The organism is Streptomyces sp. NBC_00996 (genome assembly GCF_045162675.1).
Lineage (GTDB): Bacteria > Actinomycetota > Actinomycetes > Streptomycetales > Streptomycetaceae > Streptomyces.
This window is the reverse complement of sequence record NZ_CP108723.1, coordinates 10,660,304-10,675,242: the sequence shown is the minus strand read 5'-3', so window position 1 is coordinate 10,675,242 and position 14,939 is coordinate 10,660,304. Positions and strand designations below refer to the sequence as shown.

Annotated in this window: 12 protein-coding genes and 5 pseudogenes; 6 read left to right on the top strand and 11 right to left on the bottom strand. The window is 68.5% G+C overall.

Annotation, left to right across the window (positions count from 1 at the left end; all coding sequences use genetic code 11):
- Positions 1-9: 9 nt before the first annotated feature.
- Positions 10-711, top strand: a pseudogene (locus OG390_RS49530) (ISL3 family transposase); the annotation flags it as partial.
- A 24-nt stretch (positions 712-735) separates the two neighbouring features.
- Here the strand turns inward: OG390_RS49530 and OG390_RS49525 are convergent.
- Positions 736-1,317, bottom strand: coding sequence for a hypothetical protein (locus OG390_RS49525; RefSeq protein WP_406177343.1), 582 nt, complete (start codon positions 1,315-1,317; stop codon positions 736-738).
- On the bottom strand, positions 1,314-1,565 hold the full coding sequence (locus tag OG390_RS49520) for a reverse transcriptase N-terminal domain-containing protein (protein ID WP_406177341.1): 252 nt from the start codon (positions 1,563-1,565) through the stop codon (positions 1,314-1,316). Before OG390_RS49520 ends, OG390_RS49525 begins: the two co-directional genes overlap by 4 nt.
- A 912-nt stretch (positions 1,566-2,477) precedes the next feature.
- Here OG390_RS49520 and OG390_RS49515 point away from each other — a divergent pair.
- On the top strand, positions 2,478-3,767 hold the full coding sequence (locus OG390_RS49515) for an ISAs1 family transposase (RefSeq protein WP_406177340.1): 1,290 nt from the start codon (positions 2,478-2,480) through the stop codon (positions 3,765-3,767).
- A 33-nt stretch (positions 3,768-3,800) separates the two neighbouring features.
- Here OG390_RS49515 and OG390_RS49510 read toward each other — a convergent pair whose 3' ends face one another.
- The 8 genes and pseudogenes from OG390_RS49510 to OG390_RS49475 all read right to left on the bottom strand — a co-directional run bounded on the left by OG390_RS49510 (position 3,801) and on the right by OG390_RS49475 (position 10,118).
- Positions 3,801-4,094 carry a DUF6510 family protein gene (locus tag OG390_RS49510; RefSeq protein WP_406177339.1) on the bottom strand — a complete coding sequence of 98 codons (294 nt, stop codon included), beginning with the start codon at positions 4,092-4,094 and terminating at the stop codon, positions 3,801-3,803.
- Between the two features lies 1 nt (position 4,095).
- Complete coding sequence (locus OG390_RS49505; RefSeq protein WP_406177338.1) at positions 4,096-4,851, bottom strand: ferredoxin reductase; 756 nt, start codon at positions 4,849-4,851, stop codon at positions 4,096-4,098.
- On the bottom strand, positions 4,821-5,420 hold the full coding sequence (locus tag OG390_RS49500; protein WP_406177336.1) for a molybdopterin-dependent oxidoreductase: 600 nt from the start codon (positions 5,418-5,420) through the stop codon (positions 4,821-4,823). Before OG390_RS49500 ends, OG390_RS49505 begins: the two co-directional genes overlap by 31 nt.
- Positions 5,421-5,854: 434 nt before the next feature.
- The gene (locus OG390_RS49495) at positions 5,855-6,100 is read right to left on the bottom strand and encodes a hypothetical protein (RefSeq protein WP_406177334.1); all 246 of its coding nucleotides are present in this window, start codon (positions 6,098-6,100) and stop codon (positions 5,855-5,857) included.
- 262 nt (positions 6,101-6,362) lie between these two features.
- Positions 6,363-6,443, bottom strand: a pseudogene (locus OG390_RS49490) (IS5/IS1182 family transposase); the annotation flags it as partial.
- Between the two features lie 330 nt (positions 6,444-6,773).
- Positions 6,774-6,992 (bottom strand): annotated as a pseudogene (locus tag OG390_RS49485) (transcriptional regulator); the annotation flags it as partial.
- 1,072 nt (positions 6,993-8,064) lie between these two features.
- A complete protein-coding gene (locus tag OG390_RS49480; RefSeq protein WP_406177332.1) occupies positions 8,065-9,459 on the bottom strand; it encodes an amino acid permease in 1,395 nt (464 codons plus the stop codon).
- A gap of 128 nt (positions 9,460-9,587) precedes the next feature.
- A complete protein-coding gene (locus OG390_RS49475; protein WP_406177331.1) occupies positions 9,588-10,118 on the bottom strand; it encodes a TerD family protein in 531 nt (176 codons plus the stop codon).
- Between the two features lie 432 nt (positions 10,119-10,550).
- Here OG390_RS49475 and OG390_RS49470 point away from each other — a divergent pair, with 432 nt between their 5' ends.
- The 3 genes and pseudogenes from OG390_RS49470 to OG390_RS49460 all read left to right on the top strand — a co-directional run bounded on the left by OG390_RS49470 (position 10,551) and on the right by OG390_RS49460 (position 12,230).
- Positions 10,551-10,859: a hypothetical protein gene (locus OG390_RS49470; RefSeq protein ID WP_406177329.1), complete on the top strand. Its 309-nt coding sequence runs from the start codon at positions 10,551-10,553 to the stop codon at positions 10,857-10,859.
- Between the two features lie 7 nt (positions 10,860-10,866).
- A pseudogene (locus OG390_RS49465) lies at positions 10,867-11,096 on the top strand (IS5/IS1182 family transposase); the annotation flags it as partial.
- Positions 11,097-11,282: 186 nt separating this feature from the next.
- Complete coding sequence (locus OG390_RS49460) at positions 11,283-12,230, top strand: PhzF family phenazine biosynthesis protein (RefSeq protein WP_406177327.1); 948 nt, start codon at positions 11,283-11,285, stop codon at positions 12,228-12,230.
- Positions 12,231-12,538: 308 nt separating this feature from the next.
- Here OG390_RS49460 and OG390_RS49455 read toward each other — a convergent pair.
- Positions 12,539-13,130 (bottom strand): annotated as a pseudogene (locus OG390_RS49455) (recombinase family protein).
- A gap of 256 nt (positions 13,131-13,386) precedes the next feature.
- On the opposite strand from OG390_RS49455, the gene OG390_RS49450 reads away from it, so the two are divergent.
- Positions 13,387-14,889 (top strand): carboxylesterase/lipase family protein, encoded by a 1,503-nt coding sequence (locus OG390_RS49450; RefSeq protein WP_406177326.1) that lies wholly within the window; start codon positions 13,387-13,389, stop codon positions 14,887-14,889.
- The last annotated feature ends 50 nt before the right edge of the window (positions 14,890-14,939 follow it).

Here is a 14,939-nt window from a genome sequence, read left to right as displayed (position 1 = left end):
CTTCATGTGATGGATGTCAACGAGCTTGTGCAGACGGTGTTTTCGGGTCTGTCCCCGCTGGTCATGGAGGATGTGGCCGACGGAGGTGAGCGGATCGTGGTGCGGGCCCGGACGCAGCTGGACACCGTGGTCTGCCCAGCGTGCGGGGCGTCGTCGGGGCGGGTGCACGGCTATCACTGGCGGACGGTGGCTGACGTTCCGGTCGACGGGCGACGGGTGGTGGTCCGTGTGCGGGTGCGGCGTCTGGTGTGCCCCACGCGAGGCTGCCGCAACACCTTCCGCGAGCAGGTGCCCGGGGTGTTGGAGCGATACCAGCGACGCACCGCTCGTCTGACCAGGCAGGTCAAGGCCGCGGTCAAAGAGTTAGCGGGCCGGGCGGGATCACGTTTGCTGGCGATCCTCGCGGTGGGCCTGTCCCGTCACACGGCTCTGCGCACCCTGCTGCGCATCCCGTTGCCCACCGGGCGGGTGCCCCGCGTGATCGGCGTCGACGATTTCGCCCTGCGCCGGCGGCACCGCTATGCCACCGTGGTGATCGACGCCGAGACCCATGAGCGCATCGACGTGCTGCCCGACCGCACGGCCGACATATTGGAAGCGTGGCTGCGCGAGCATTCGGGTGTCGAGGTCGTGTGCCGCAACGGCTCAACCACCTACGCCGAGGCCATCCGCCGCGCCCTGCCCGACGCGGTCCAGGTCGCGGACAGGTGGGGCCCCTGACCCAAGGCCGGGTAGTTAGCGTATTTCCGCTGGCGGCAAGGGGGTTGAGCGAGTTCCCGGGCTGCTGTAGGTGGCGGGGCCGGTCTTGGTGATGAGTCCGTTTACGGCCCATCTGTCGAGCTGTCGGTACACCGTGCTGAGGGTGATGTCGCCGAGGTGGCGGGCGAGGTCGCGGGTGTGCCACTGGCGGTCGGGTTCTGCGTGAAGGAGTTCCAGGACGCGCTGTCTGCACCGGTCGGCGGCCGGTGTGTGCCGATCGTCGTGCGAGACGGTGGGCAGGTCGGGATCGGGTTCGAGGATGGTGACGTCGAGGTCGGTGACCAGGCGGCTTGTGTCGGGGCGGCCGTCGTCTTGGCGTTCGGCGTACCGGGAGACCGGTGACCTGACTTTTCGGGTGCTGATGCGGGGGCGCCGCTGCGGGAGGAGCCCGGCCAGGACCCGGTTGCCGATGACGCCGGTGGTGCGGTTGCCCAGGGTGGCGGGCTTGATGACGTCGGCGGCCTGGACCACGAGGTCGCGGGCGGTCTGGATGGCTATGGTGAAGCCGCAGCGGTCCGGGTCGGTGCCCGGCCGGGACTCGGCGGCCTCCACCATCACGGTCCGAAGCGTTCGATGATCACGGGAATTCCGAGGCCGCGCTGGCGGCCGTTGGCCTTCGGCACGAACACCCGCTTGACGGGCCGGGGCTTCCAGAGTGCCGCCCGGTGCTGCATCCAGTCGGCCAGCTCGGCCTTGCCCTGGGGCAGCAGGACGACTCTCCCGTCGACTTCGGCCGTCTTGCGGCCAGCGTTGATCTCCGTCACGCGCCGCACGCTCAGCCGCGTGTTGGAGCGGGAACGGAGCATCAGTTTCTGGAGATTGCGGACCTTCCTGAGGGTCCCCTGCCCGTGATGCCGTGAAGATCCTCTGTCTCAGCCGCCGTACTTCCTCCTCCGCCTTGTGCCAGTCGATCGACTGCCGGTCGTTGGGGCCGTCCTCCGGTCCGTTCACCGCGCCGCTGTCGCCCAGGGCGGTGTGCACCCGGGTGGTTCCAGTCGTCATGGCGTCCAACTTGTCCTTCGGTTCCGGTGCTGATGGTCATCGCTTCCTCACAGGCTCACCTGACCCACGTCTGCACCCTTTCGGGTCCGGGCAGAGCGCCCGTATCCGGCCGGTTATCCGGAGCTCCAGCGGAGGTGCTGGCCATGTGCTCCGGTTTCCCGCTGCCTTTCGGCCACCGGCGTTGGCTTCTTGGGTCATCCTGTTCCCGCTGGGGAGTTGGGCCTTCCTTGCGGTCGGCTGACCGGACGTCTGTCCGGACCTCAACGGGGTTTCCACGTTCCGTACGAGTGAGATACGACCGGGGTGGGTGCCCCCTAAACTCCGGGACGGCGGTGCTCTCCCGGCTGACGATGGGTGTTCAGCCGGCGCCTGCCGCTTCTCAGCGGCCAGTCCTGCACCCCGCTGGTGCTTTCCATCTGCGGAGCCCAACGATCACGAAGCATCATCAGGGGTTCACTCGCGTTCACCCGTCCGGTCTTCCCCTTGCCGGTGACTCCCGGATGGAACGGGAGTCCTTGGGCGTCTCCTCCGGGCTTCACACCCCGCCGTTGCCAGCGGCAGGACGGTTGCAAGTTCCGGGGTCGTGTGGCTGGTCGGGTTGTGACCGGTTGGGGCGCATAGCAGAGCAGGCACGGGCTTCGTGATCATTATGGTGTCCAAGCCAGATGATCACGAGGTGGCCCGCGCCTGCTGCTGCATCCTCTCCCATCCCTGCCGTGCTGGTGAAACCGGGACCGCTGGACACCGGCCGGATCGCCGACCTGCGCCCCTGCTTCGACTCGGTACCCGACCCGCGCGCGCGGCGGGGCCGGTGGTACTCACTCACAGCGATCCTGCTGGTGTGTGCCTGCGCGGTCGTCTCGGGAGCGAGGAGCATCGACGAACTCGCCGAGTGGGGTCAGCGTGCCTCGAACGCACTCCTGGCAGTGATCGGGATCCGCCGGCACCTGCTCAGATGGCGGCGCACCCCGGCGCCGGCCACGATCGGCCGTGTGCTGGGGGCTGTTGACGGTGACGCCCTGGACCGGGCGGTCGGCGCCTACCTGGCCGACCGGCACCGCGCCGCCACCGAACCCGCCCAGGCTCCGTCGCCCTCCGCGTCCGGGCTGTCGCGCGCGATCGCTGTCGACGGCAAAGCGCTCAAGGGACCAGCCCGTCTCACCGCGACGCGCCGGCATCTGCTCTCCGCTGTCACTCACGGCACCGTCGTGACCCTCGCCCAGGTGGAGGTCGGCGCGAAGACGAACGAAACCACACACTTCCGGCCGCTCCTGGCACCGCTGGACCTGACCGGCACCGTCGTCACCTTCGACGCCCTGCACTCGGTCAAGGCGAACATCTCCTGGCCGGTCGAGACCAAGAAGGCCCACTACATCGCCGTGATCAAGACCAACCAGCCCATCGCCCACGCCCAACTCGCCGCCCTGCCCTGGCAGTCCATCGCAGTCCAGCACACCGCCTCCGGGACCGGACACGGACGCCGCGAGTCCCGCTCGATCAAGACCTGCGGGATCGCCGACGAACTCGGCGGAATCGCCTTTCCCCACGCTCGCCTGGCCATCCACGTCCATCGCCGCCGCAAGCAGACCGGCCGGCGTGAGACCCGTGAGAGTGTCTACGCCGTCACCAGCCTCGACGCCCAACCAAGCCGGGCCCGCCGACCTGGCCGCCGCGATCCGCGGGCACTGGGGAGTGGAGAACTCCTCGCACCACATCAGGGACGTCACCTTCGCCGAAGACACCTCCACCGTCCACGCCGGGACCGCGCCACCGGCCATGGCAACCCTCCGCAACCTCGCCATCGGCGTGCTGAAAACCCTCGGAGCCGACAACATCGCCAAGACCACCCGGGCGATCCGCGACGAGCCCCAACGAGCACTCCCCATCCTGGGCATCACCAGCAATCCGGACACCTACGGAACTTGATCAAGCCCTGTCGTCATACGGTTCTTGTCGTTCTGGTCACCAGACGCGGGGGGCGTGGGTGGTCCAGGTCTGCCAGATAGCGGGGGTCCGCCTCGAAGCCAGCCCGGAGCGTCTCATTCCGCCTCCAGGGGGATTGACAGGGCCACGGTGCCGCGCATGTCGACCCAGACTGCCCCCTTCGTGCGCACGATCCGCAGGACGACCTCGCTGCAGCTCTGGCACCGGGCCAAGAGCCCCGGCGCGTCTGCGTAGACGTGGAGGCGTGCTACAGGTCCTGTGCATCCGCAATGGGCGCATTGGCTTGTTGCGACGGTCACGTCGGCCACGAAGACTTCGGACAAAGGGCCCGCCAGCACGTTGCCGTCCACGTAGCGGGCATCCGCTACGCCCTGCTCTGCAGGAATCATGTCAACCTCCACTGCCGCCGAAGCGTTCGGTGCGGATGCGTCCCGGGTCGTGCCCGAGTAGCACGAGGTAAGCCGCGACCTTCTCGACGAACGCTGTGGGCCCGCAGACGTAGCAGGTCGGTTCGAAATCCGGCGGCCAGCCGTGCCGGACCAGGTCCTCCGGGGTAATACGTCCAGGCGGCCTGGGCGCTCCCGGAGGAGCCTCACGGGTGTGGATAAGGGTCGTGTCCAGACCCGGTGAGCCGCCACGCAGTTCGGGCACGTAGAGGTGCTCGGCGGGTGTTCGCAGGGAGTACACGAGCCGGAAGGGCGTGCGGCTGCCGGTCGCCGCGCGGGAGCGGATCATACACATGAGCGGCACGAGCCCTGAGCCACCGGCAACCAACAAAACCGGCTCGGTCTGCTCCGGGCTCCACACGAACCACCCTCCGACGGGCCCCCGCAGCTCCAACTGGTCACCGGGCATCAGCTCATCTGCCAGGTAAGGCGACACCTCTCCTCCGGGTGTGCGCTGAATCGTGAGGTCCACGCGGGCACCGTCCGCCACCGAGGCGATCGAGTAGCTCCGCTGAGCGCTGTAGCCGTCCTCTGCGGTCAACCGCACGTCCACGTGCTGCCCTGCCAGGTGTCCGGGCCAGTCCGAGACCTCCAGGGACAGCGTGCAGGCCGAAGCGGACTCCTCACGTCGGCTGGTCACGTCGGCCACCCTCCAGCGGAGGCGGTCGCCTAGTCTCCCTGGTACCGCTGTTCTCGCCATGGGTCTCCGTAGTTGTGGTAGCCGGCGGTTTCCCAAAAGCCAGGCGTGTCGCTCTCCAGCAGTTCGATCCCGCGCACCCACTTGGCAGACTTCCACAGGTACAGGTGGGGTACGAGCAGCCGGGCCGGCCCACCATGTTCGGGTGCGAGGTCGTCACCGTCGTAGCTGTAGGTGATCCACGCCTTGCCATCGAGCAGATCCGCGAGCGGGACGTTTGTGGTGTAGCCCCCGTAAGAGGTAACGAGGGCATACTCGGCGGCTGTCTCCACATCTGCGAGCAGAACGTCCAGTGATACTCCTCGCCACTCGGTGCCGAACTTCGACCACTTGGTCACACAGTGCAGGTCGACTGTCGGAGATTCCGACGGAAGCGCCATCAAGGCGGCCCAGTCCCGTGTATGCCGTCGTCCGTCCTCAGTGGTTACAGAGAGCTCCCAGCTGCTCTTCTCTACGTGAGGCGTGGGCCCGGCGGACAGCACCGGGAAGCCATTGGTCTCGTACTGCCCAGGTGGCAGTTTCGTGCCTTCGGACGGCCTCCGCCCGTGAAATCCGCGCGAGATAATCGTCATGCTCACCGTTCCCTTTTGTCGGTTCTCGTACAGTCGTTGCGACGGCTTTCCGATTAGCGTCTGCGGGAAGCTTTCTCTTACCCCCATGTCACCGGGCGGGCGAGGCACTCTCAGCACCAGAGACAGTCGGACACGCCTGGAGAGTGGCCGCGAGCCCTAGCAGTCATGGATGCGCTCAGCAAGCGGGGAGGGGCGCCTGCACTCAACGCTACCTGGGTATCCAGACAGGCGCCGCCGCTACCGTCCCTCGGAGTGGCTACTCGCCGCGTCATGTAACACCGTGTCCCGCGAGTGAGCGAGTGGTCCGTGGCTCCGGGCCTGGCGCGAGCGCGGGGAGGCCAGGATCCTTTCAAAAGGATCTCCCGCCGACCTTGGCTTGACTCTGTCGGTGATCTTGGTGTTTCCCAGTGCGCGAGGATGATCGGCGGGCATGCTCAGTGCTGTTTCGAAGGCCGATACAAGCGCAGCACCGGCTGGGGCAGTGGGGCGAGCGCTGCCGCGAGGAAGGCCCGGTCCCCCGGGGCGAACGCGACTCTCGGCGGGCCGAGTTGTCGTCCCAGGACCGCGCGCTGGTGCCGCAGCGCCAGGATCTCGGCGTCTTTCTGACGGTCACTCATCGGCAGCAGAAACGGCACGCCAAAGGCGCGGGTCACGGTCAGGTAGGCGAGCCGAAGCAGCACGAGCGGTCATCATGCCCTGACTCGCGCAGTCCGTTCTGACCAGGGCGGACGAAATGGTCGGCACGCACAGGATCACCGCGTCTGGTGCGGCCGCTGTCATTGCGTGCAGTACGCCGTCTTTTTGTCGAATGCGTCCGCTTGGACGGCTGACGCGCCCTGACGCCGCACGCGCTCGGCCCCTGCAGGCGAGCGGGACAGGCCTGTGACCTGAGTAGGGTCGGGGACTGGCGCGGTGGCCGATGCTCCGTTTCCAGTCCCCGACCCTACTCAGGGCATTGAGGACGCCGTGAAAGCGGGCGGCCCTGATGTCGTGTACCGCACCGGGCAGTGCTGGCGGCGCCCAGCGCCGTGCCGTCAAAGGTTGTTCCGACCGAAGGGAACCGTCCCACACCGAGGCGGTGTGGGACGGTCCCTTCATGCGCGCGGCGGGCTACCCGGACAGCCCTGGCGCTCAGCGCGCGGGCAGGGTCACCGTGCCCCAGAGGGGCTGGTGGTCCGAAGGGTTGGCGGTGTTCGAGCCGATGGTGCAGCCGGACCAAGCAGCGGAGAACGAGGCGAAGAGGTAGTCCAGCTTGGAGCTTCCCCTGGTGGGCCTGTTGGCGGGCTGATCGCACTCCTTGTAGTACAGCGGCTGGAGGACCGGCACGCTGCTCCCGTCCGGCGTCACGTCGGGGTGGCGTTCAGGCACGTTGTGTTTGGCCCAGGCGGTGCGGAACTCCTCGCTGCGGGTGACGAGTTCGCCGATGAGTCCGGTCAGCTCGCTGTCGTGCGGGGCGCATCCGGCCTCGGTTCGCAGCAGTGAGACTGTGGTGTTCAGGGACTCCTCCCAGTCAGGCTCGACGGCGTCGTACCGGGCCAACAGCAGCGTGACCGGAGCCGTCGGAGTTCCGATGACCCTGCCGATCACCGCTTCGGCGGTGGTGCGGGCGCACTGGCGAAGTGTCGGTATGCAGGTGCTGCAGTATTCCCCCGCGCTCTCCGGTCGCTCATCTCATCTGTGACGAGACGCTCGCGGTCGTCGCGGTGCCGACAGCCGCGCTGCTGCGACACGTGCGACCGAGCCGGGCGGCTCAGCGCGAGGCGGTCGAGGCTGCGGGGGACGCCGTTGGGGTGCTCGACGGCACCGCTCCGGCGCCCCCGCCCGGCAAGGTCTTGCCACCCGTCTGAGGCGTCGCGCCCCCGAGCGCCGGCAGCGCGAGGCAAAGCATCGTGCCGCCTGCTGCTGGCGTCGCGGCCGTCACCGTACCTCCGTGGGTCTCCGCGATCTGCCGCACGACCGCGATGGAAGATCATAATCATCGTGCTGACGGCAGGGATCGCCGTCTTGGTCCTGTGCATGATCTACGGGCCCCACTACTTCATTCGCTGGGCGGACGACCCGGGCAAGTGCGGACGACCCGGGCAAGTAAGGCCCACGAGACACCGACCGGGCACCATGTCGGCGATCTACTCATCCCACACTGGTTCGGTCCGGGCCGTCCCTGGGCCGCGCGAGGGCGCCCAACGCTGACAGATGACGACAGCGGCCAACAATTGCTGATCCCTTCGGACTGTTGTCGGGTGGCGGTAAGGGCGCGTCCGGTGCCGGCCGACGACCTCGCGCACGGTTGCCCGTGGCTCGGCGACCAGGCGGCTCGTTGAGCTGTGCATGATGGGGCGTGGGGCGCGTGCGTGGACGGTACCCGCCTGCTCGCAGCGATCACCACCGCCTCACACCTACTGCACGAACTCCTCGGCGCCTGCAGGCTCGTTGACGACGCGCTGACTCCGACCGTTCCACGACCACGGAGGTGCCGGAAAGCAGGCCACCCTACGGCCTGGAATCACACAGCCACCGTGGACCGCCCGAACGCCTGTGCCCAGGGGGTGCTGTCAGCGGCAGGGCGGGGATTTCGGCGTGTGGCCCCGGTCCGGCCGGGACGTGGCGTCGCGAGCGGAAGAACGCCCTGGCCCGTCCCGTGCGATCAGACCGTCTCCGCTCGGGCTTCAACGTCCTCGATACCGGTCGGGCGGCCGGCCCGGCTCCAGCGGGCGTAGAGGCCGCCCGCGATCAGCAGCGTGGCCGCCAGCGACAGTACGGGCCAGCCGCGGAGCAGGTTGACGACGAGCGTGAAGGCGACCGCCGCCGCGGCCAGGCCGTTGACCCAGGCCAGAGCGGGCTTGCGCTCCCGGCGCGCGAAGCGGGCCATGGCGACCAGGCCGACCAGGAAGCTGACGAACACCGCGACCGCGTAGAACAGCACCAGCTCCTGCTCCTGACCGGCCGCCGCCACAATGATCAGCGCGGCTGCGGCGAGGTACACCACGACCGACCAGTACGGGGTGTGGTGGCGGTTGGTCCGGCCCAGCACCGGCGGCAGCACGCCCGGCCGCTCGACGGTCCCGGCCAGCGCCTTCAGCAGGCCCGGGCCCGCCTGGAAGGACGAGCTGGCCGCGGCGAGCAGCAGCAGCGAGCTGGTCAGCTGGAACGCCCCGTACAGCCAGCCCGGTCCGGTCGCGGCGTGCGCGATGTCGGCGATCTGCGTGGAATCGGTGCCGGGGATGCCGATGTGCAGACGTACGGCGAGCGCGGTCAGGGCGAGGGTGAGGCCGCCGACGATCACCACGAGCAGCGCGAGGGTGCCGCGGCCGAAGCGGCGGCGGTGGCTGTCGTCGAGCTGGCCGAGCTGGGCGATCGCGGTCGACGGCGCCTCGACGCCGGTGGCCAGCGCCATCGCGACCGGGAACGCCAGCACCACCGCGAGCATCGCCGAGCGGCCCGGGTCGGCTGTCGTCGCCGCGTGGCCGCTGGTATGCGGCGCGGTGAAGCCGAGCACCAGGACGGCCACGGAGATCACCACGAACGCCACTGTCATCACGGCGAACAGCAGCCGCCCGCCGTGCCCGAACCAGGTCAGCCCGGCCACCACCAGCAGCAGGACGAGCGCCAGCGGGATGCGGATCGGCGCGAGGCCCGGGAACAGGGCGATCACCGCACTCGCCGCCGCCGCGATCGAGATGCCGATGGTGAGGACGAAGTCCACGACCAGGGCACCTATCGGCAGGAACGTCCAGCGCGGCCCGAACGCCCGCCCGGCCGCCGCGGCCGCGCCCCCGCCCTTGGGGAAGCGGCGCACCAGCTGCCAGTAGTTGGCCGTGACCACGACGACGAGCCCCACGACCAGGCTCATGGTGGGGAGCAGCAGTGCCAGGTCCCCGTGCAGGGCGCGCAGCGCCGCCTCGATCGCGTACGCCACGGAGGACACCGGGTCGGCGATCACCGCGAAGGCGAACGCGAAGAAGAGGACACTGCGGCGCGGTGTACGGCCGCGGGTGAGGGAGCCTGCCGCCGCGACGGCAGCCTGGCTGGTAGTGGTCACGCGAAGACCTTTCATAGACAGAGAGTTGAAGGAACTTCGCCGACCAGACTTCCCGGCACACCGGCCTCAACATTACGTCAGGAGAGCATCAGTGAGCCGTCAAGAATGCGTTAATTCGACCAGGAGGATCACTGGCCGGCGCCGCCCATCTCCGCCATGAAGAGCACAGGATCGCTGTCGAACCCGTGAATCATCCCGCGCAGCTCCCAGGCTCCGGAGTCGTCCGGGGTGAACTCCGCGACCGTCGCCGCAGTGGACCCAGCGACCTGAGCGAAGTCGTCCCCCATCAGTTGCCGGTACCCCTCGACGACCACCACTCCGGCGTTCGACAGGTCCCCGAACGTACGAGGACCACCGTCCTGGTGGATGGCCACCCCCACCACCACCCGCCCATGGGCGGACGGCATCCGGTCGAACTCCAGGACCATCACCTCGACGAAGCCGAAGCCCCGGCCGGTCTCGCTGTGCCGGCTCATGTTGATGGTGCCGTCCGGGGAGCGGCTCTCGGTGTGAACCACGTACACCGGTCGTCCGTGCGGAGCGTCCGCGGAGTACACCGCGCCGATGATGTCCAGGTGGCGAGGCGGCTCCCCCAGCGGACTCGGGTCCCACCGGAGCCTTACCTCGACCTTTCCCAGCCCTCTACTGACGCTGCCCACGCCGCCTCCCCCGCCTCACGCTGTCACGGGACATCCCCCGCATGGTCAAGTATGGCCACTGACCAGCCTATTGATGCTTCCTTAGCGAAGGACCGCCGACTGCAGCTGCGCCGACGCGGCTCCCTGCCCATGCGTCACGACAAGCGGTCTCGGGGCTCGCCGCCGCGGCGCCGCCCCGGTCCCGGCCCCAGCCCCAGCCCCAGCCCCAGCCCCAGCCCCAGCCCCAGCCCCAGCAGGCATTCTCGGTCCCGGCAGGCATTCTCGATGTCCCCACCGACCATGCAAAGGACGCCGGACAAGAGCGGGCATCACGTACGGCAGGGCCTGGGGACGTTACCACCGGCAGCGGCAACAGACGGCCTCCAGAACATCGAGGCAGAGCTGTCCATCTGGGAAGAGGAGCAGGTGGTGTGGTCCCAGAGGGCGTTCCCCGTGGCCGAGCTGGCGTCCCACCTGACGCTGTGGCTCCAGAGTCCGGCTGCCGACCAAGAGGACTTCGAGCTCGACTCGATACAGGCGGAGCCGGGGCCGATCCCCATCGTGAGCTCCGATGAAGGCCGGTGGGTCGGTTCCATCGTCACGCCGGACGTCTGGACCTCACTCGTCGCTTGGGATGTTCTTGTGGCAGAGATCAAGCAGTTCGACCGTTCCGTGCGCGAGGGCGTTGCCGCGATGGGCATCGAGCTCGTCTCACCCCAGAGCCCTGACGGCTGTTCCGGCCGGGTTGACCGAGCGGGATGATCACGGTGTGGCTGGTGTGATCATGGCGTCGGAACCGTCCTGCATGGTGCCGTTCGCCGGGCTGAGCCCGCGCTGCTTCCGCAAGCTCGCGGCTGCTCTGCCCCGCGAGGGAGCGGACGCCGTCCGGCGCGGCCGGCATGGAGTCTTCCGCTGGAGGACCGTATCCTGCTCGTCGCGGCGTACTGGCGCACCCACTCGGAAGAGTCGATACCCCGGACAAGTACGCACCTTTCGCCGAACAGCCTCATTGGCCTGCGGTGCATCCAGCAATCGACTAGGACGTGTGTCGAACGAGCTGGTCACGGTGACTCGTTGGCGGTAGCGAGGGGAACGGTCGCCCGGTAGCGGACGGCAAGGCTTTGTCGTCCTCCTGGCGCGCCCGCGACAGTCGGCCGTGTCGAACTTCGGTGGCCGGTGCCGTCCTTGCCGATCCTGCAGAAAGTGCCTGCGCCATCGGTGAGGGGTGGCCGCACTACGATCGCTCCCGTGCCTGATACCACCACCCTGAACGGGAGCGGTCTGCCCGCCACGGTCATGAATGCGTGCCTGCGTGAAGGCCGCGGCGGCAGCCCGACCGCAGTGCTGGACGAGACGGCCCTGAGCGACGATGAACGCCGCGCTGTGCCTGTCCTGATGGGGACGTCGCATGCCGTCTTCGTCTCGGTTGAGGACAGCGGGCAAGACGGTCCCGACGTGTCGCTGCGCTTCTTCACCGCCGCGGGGGAATTGCCCGCGTGTGGTCATGGAACGGTCGCGGCTCTGGCATTCCTGGCCGAGTGCGGAGGGGGCAAGGAGTGCCAGGCCACCGTCCGCACGTTGGGAGGCGTCTTCACCGGCCGGGTCGCCCGGGTGAACGGCCAGTTCAAGGCCGCCTTCGAACCGGGGTTTGTCGACGTGTGTGAGCCTGCAGTGGGCGAACACGATTCCGTCCTTCATGCCTTGGGCGTCACCCCGGACACGCTCGCTCCCGGCACCTGCGTCGCCTCGCTGGGGCGGCCGCGGCTGCTCGCTCCCATGTCCACGCGATCCGCTCTCGCCGCCCTGGCCCCGGACTTCGACAGGCTTCGTGACGCCTGCGACCGCCTTGGACTGCTGGGCTGTTACGTGTACTGCGTGCCGACAGTCGAAGGCCGCGTCACGGCCCGTATGTTCGCCCCGTCCATCGGCGTCCCAGAGGACATTGCCAATGCGAACAGCACCGCCTGCCTTGCCGCGTGCCTGGCCCGTGAGGGCATGACCGACATCACAGTGGACATGGGCGACGCCCTCAGCGCCCCCTCCACCATCACCGCTGCCGCCTGGCAGAGCGAGGCAGGCCCTCGGGTCCACGTCGGTGGCACCGCAACGATTGCGCGAGTCGTCCGCCTTTAGTGCGGGGAGAAAGAGCTGGTCACAGCCGCTCGCGCAGCGGTGCCCGTTCGCCGGAGCCGGCGACCTGAGCGTCTCCCGGGGAGCGGCGGCGGGCCGGGCTGCGGTCACCGGGCGTGGATCCGCTCCTTGATCTCGTGCCGCAGCGCTGTGTTCGGGTCGGGGTCGCGGTAACCAGAGGAAGATTGTCCGGATCACGTCCCTCGACCGCGGTGAAGCCGTCAGTCACCTCCCGGGACGAGATGTGGCAGGGCGCTCCTTGAGCATCCGCTCACACCGGTGGAGATCCTGAAGGCTGTCCGTCGTCCAGATCACGTCCTGGACGCCAATGCCGCCCAGGACGTGGGGATCGCGCCCATACGCCGCAAGTACAATGCGGACCAGGTGCAGCGCGCGGTCGGCGTCATGATCCCCTCGTCGAGCGCGGCGTGGAGGTGGGTGGAACGGCCGGTCGACAGCAGGATCGACACCCCGCCCTGGATTCCCGCCAGCAGCGCCGCCGCGGTCCGGTCGACGTCGAGCGAGGCAGGCACATGACCGGCGGCCTGCATGACCGGATGCCCGTCGCCAGGTGCTCCTGCCACTGGCGCAGCAATTCGTTCACGATCACCCTTGCCCCGGGTGTGTCGCGGCCGATCTGCAGGAAGAGCGAGCCGAGCGGGCAGTGGTCGCCCTGTTCTTCGTAGCGCTCGATGACCGCGTCACGCCACCGGTACCCGGCATCCCACGAGTCCAGACACCCGAGGTAGGGCTGCTGGTCTTCGAGCGTCGGCCGGGACGCTTTCGCGCCGCTCGCCTTGTCGACGTGGATGTTGTCGCGGTCGACGCCGGCCCGCAGCAGGGCGTCATCTGATGCTCGGGGTTCCAGTCGGCGGTCGAGACCTGGGCGTAGCCGATGAGCATGTGCCGGAATCTATCGGCCGGACCCTTCACCGACGTTGATTTCTGACGTGAGTTGCCGACGCCGTCCACCTGCGGGTTCGTGATCACCGGGGTGAGGGTGCCGTCGTTTGCCGACACTGCGACTGGTGGCAGTGGGGATTGACATCACTGGTGCGTCAATCATCCTGATCTTGGTGTTGGTACTGGCGCGCCGCGCGATGCAAAGCTGAAGCCCCATCTTCCCCGGTGATCTGGCGGGTAGCGAGAGGCAGTCTGAATGGACACCTTCAAGACGAAGAACGGTTCGGCCCAAGGCTTTCGGGCCTCTACCGACGTCGTCGCCGTCCTTGGCATCCCCTATGCCGCCCCGCCGTTCGGCGCCAACCGGTTCCGGGAACCTCTCCCGGCACCGGCGTGGACCGGAGTGCGGGACTGCACGGACTTCGGCCCGGTCGCCCCGCAGTCGGCACAACTGCCCGGCGCACCCGCGTGGTCTCCCGACGACGAGGACATCCTCACCGTCAACATATGGACCCCGGCCCCGGAGGGCGGCCGCTTGCCCGTCCTGGTCTGGATCCACGGCGGCGCCTACACCTTCGGATCCTCAGCCCAACCCGACTTCAACGGCACCGAACTGGCCCACGCCGGTCTGGTCGTGGTCACCCTCAACTACCGGCTCGGCTTCGAAGGCTTCGGCCACATCCCCGCCGCCGAAGCAACCACCTACCCGGACAACCGGGGCCTGCTCGACCAGGTCGCGGCCTTGTGCTGGGTTCGTGAGAACATCGCCGCCTTCGGTGGCGATCCGGGCAACGTCACGGTCGCCGGCCAGTCCTCCGGCGCCGCATCGGTTGCCTGCCTGATGGTGATGGGTCGCGCCCGTGGCCTGTTCCACCGTGCCATCGCCCACAGCGCCGCCAGCCCTTGTTACACGCTCGAAATCGCTGCGGCAACCACCCGCGAGGTCGCTGCAGCGGCGCGCTGCCCTGCCACACCCGAGGGCCTGACATCTGCGACTCCACAGTCCCTGGTCATCGCCTCCGACCAGGTAGTCGACGACTACCGGCGGAACCCCGCCTCCGGATCCCGCCACTACGACCCCTCGCTCTACGCCCCCATCCTTGACGGCGATGTCCTGCCCACCGACCCACTCACAGGGATGGCCGCCGGTGTGACCCGGGGAGTGGACCTGCTGGTCTGCCACACCACGCAGGAGTACTGGTTGCTCGACGCCGTCGGCAGCAGCGCGAAGATCACCACCGATGAACAGCTGGCTCTCTTCGCCGAAGACTTCGGCCTTCCTGACGGCCTGGTGGCCGGCTATCGCGCTGCGATGCCCCACGCCCCGGTGCTCGACGTCTACCTCGCCGTCTTCGGTGATCTACTGTTCGGCGAGTACAGCAACCGACTTGTCGAGCTTCACGCCCAAGCCGGTGGCCGGGCGTTCCTGTCGCGTTTCGATCGTCGGCGCACCGGCCCGAACGCAGTCGTGCGGGCCTGGCACTGCGCGGACATCCCCTTCGCCTTCGGCAACCTGGACAGCGACTGCCTGGCATTCCTCATCGGCGGCGCACCCACCTCCGCGGACCATGGACTGGCACGCCGCATGGTGCGCGCGTGGGCCGATTTCGCTACCACCGGAAACCCGGGCTGGCCACCGGTCAGCAACTCCACGACCCAGGCCAAAATATGGAGCACCGACGACGCCCCCACCGACGACAAGCCCGCCGCGGTCCGTGCTCTTTGGGGCAACGTCGAATTTCCAGTCCTGTGTCCGTGAACTGGGGAACCACCCCGGCACCCCGAATGGGTCGGAGACGTGCGGCCCCC

Bases quoted from the DNA above. Each gene is read 5' to 3' on its own strand.
- OG390_RS49520 (WP_406177341.1), bottom strand. From the start codon at position 1,565: ATGCTCCGTTCCCGCTCCAACACGCGGCTGAGCGTGCGGCGCGTGACG.
- OG390_RS49510 (WP_406177339.1), bottom strand. From the start codon at position 4,094: ATGATTCCTGCAGAGCAGGGCGTAGCGGATGCCCGCTACGTGGACGGC.
- OG390_RS49505 (WP_406177338.1), bottom strand. From the start codon at position 4,851: ATGGCGAGAACAGCGGTACCAGGGAGACTAGGCGACCGCCTCCGCTGG.
- OG390_RS49500 (WP_406177336.1), bottom strand. From the start codon at position 5,420: ATGACGATTATCTCGCGCGGATTTCACGGGCGGAGGCCGTCCGAAGGC.
- OG390_RS49450 (WP_406177326.1), top strand. From the start codon at position 13,387: ATGGACACCTTCAAGACGAAGAACGGTTCGGCCCAAGGCTTTCGGGCC.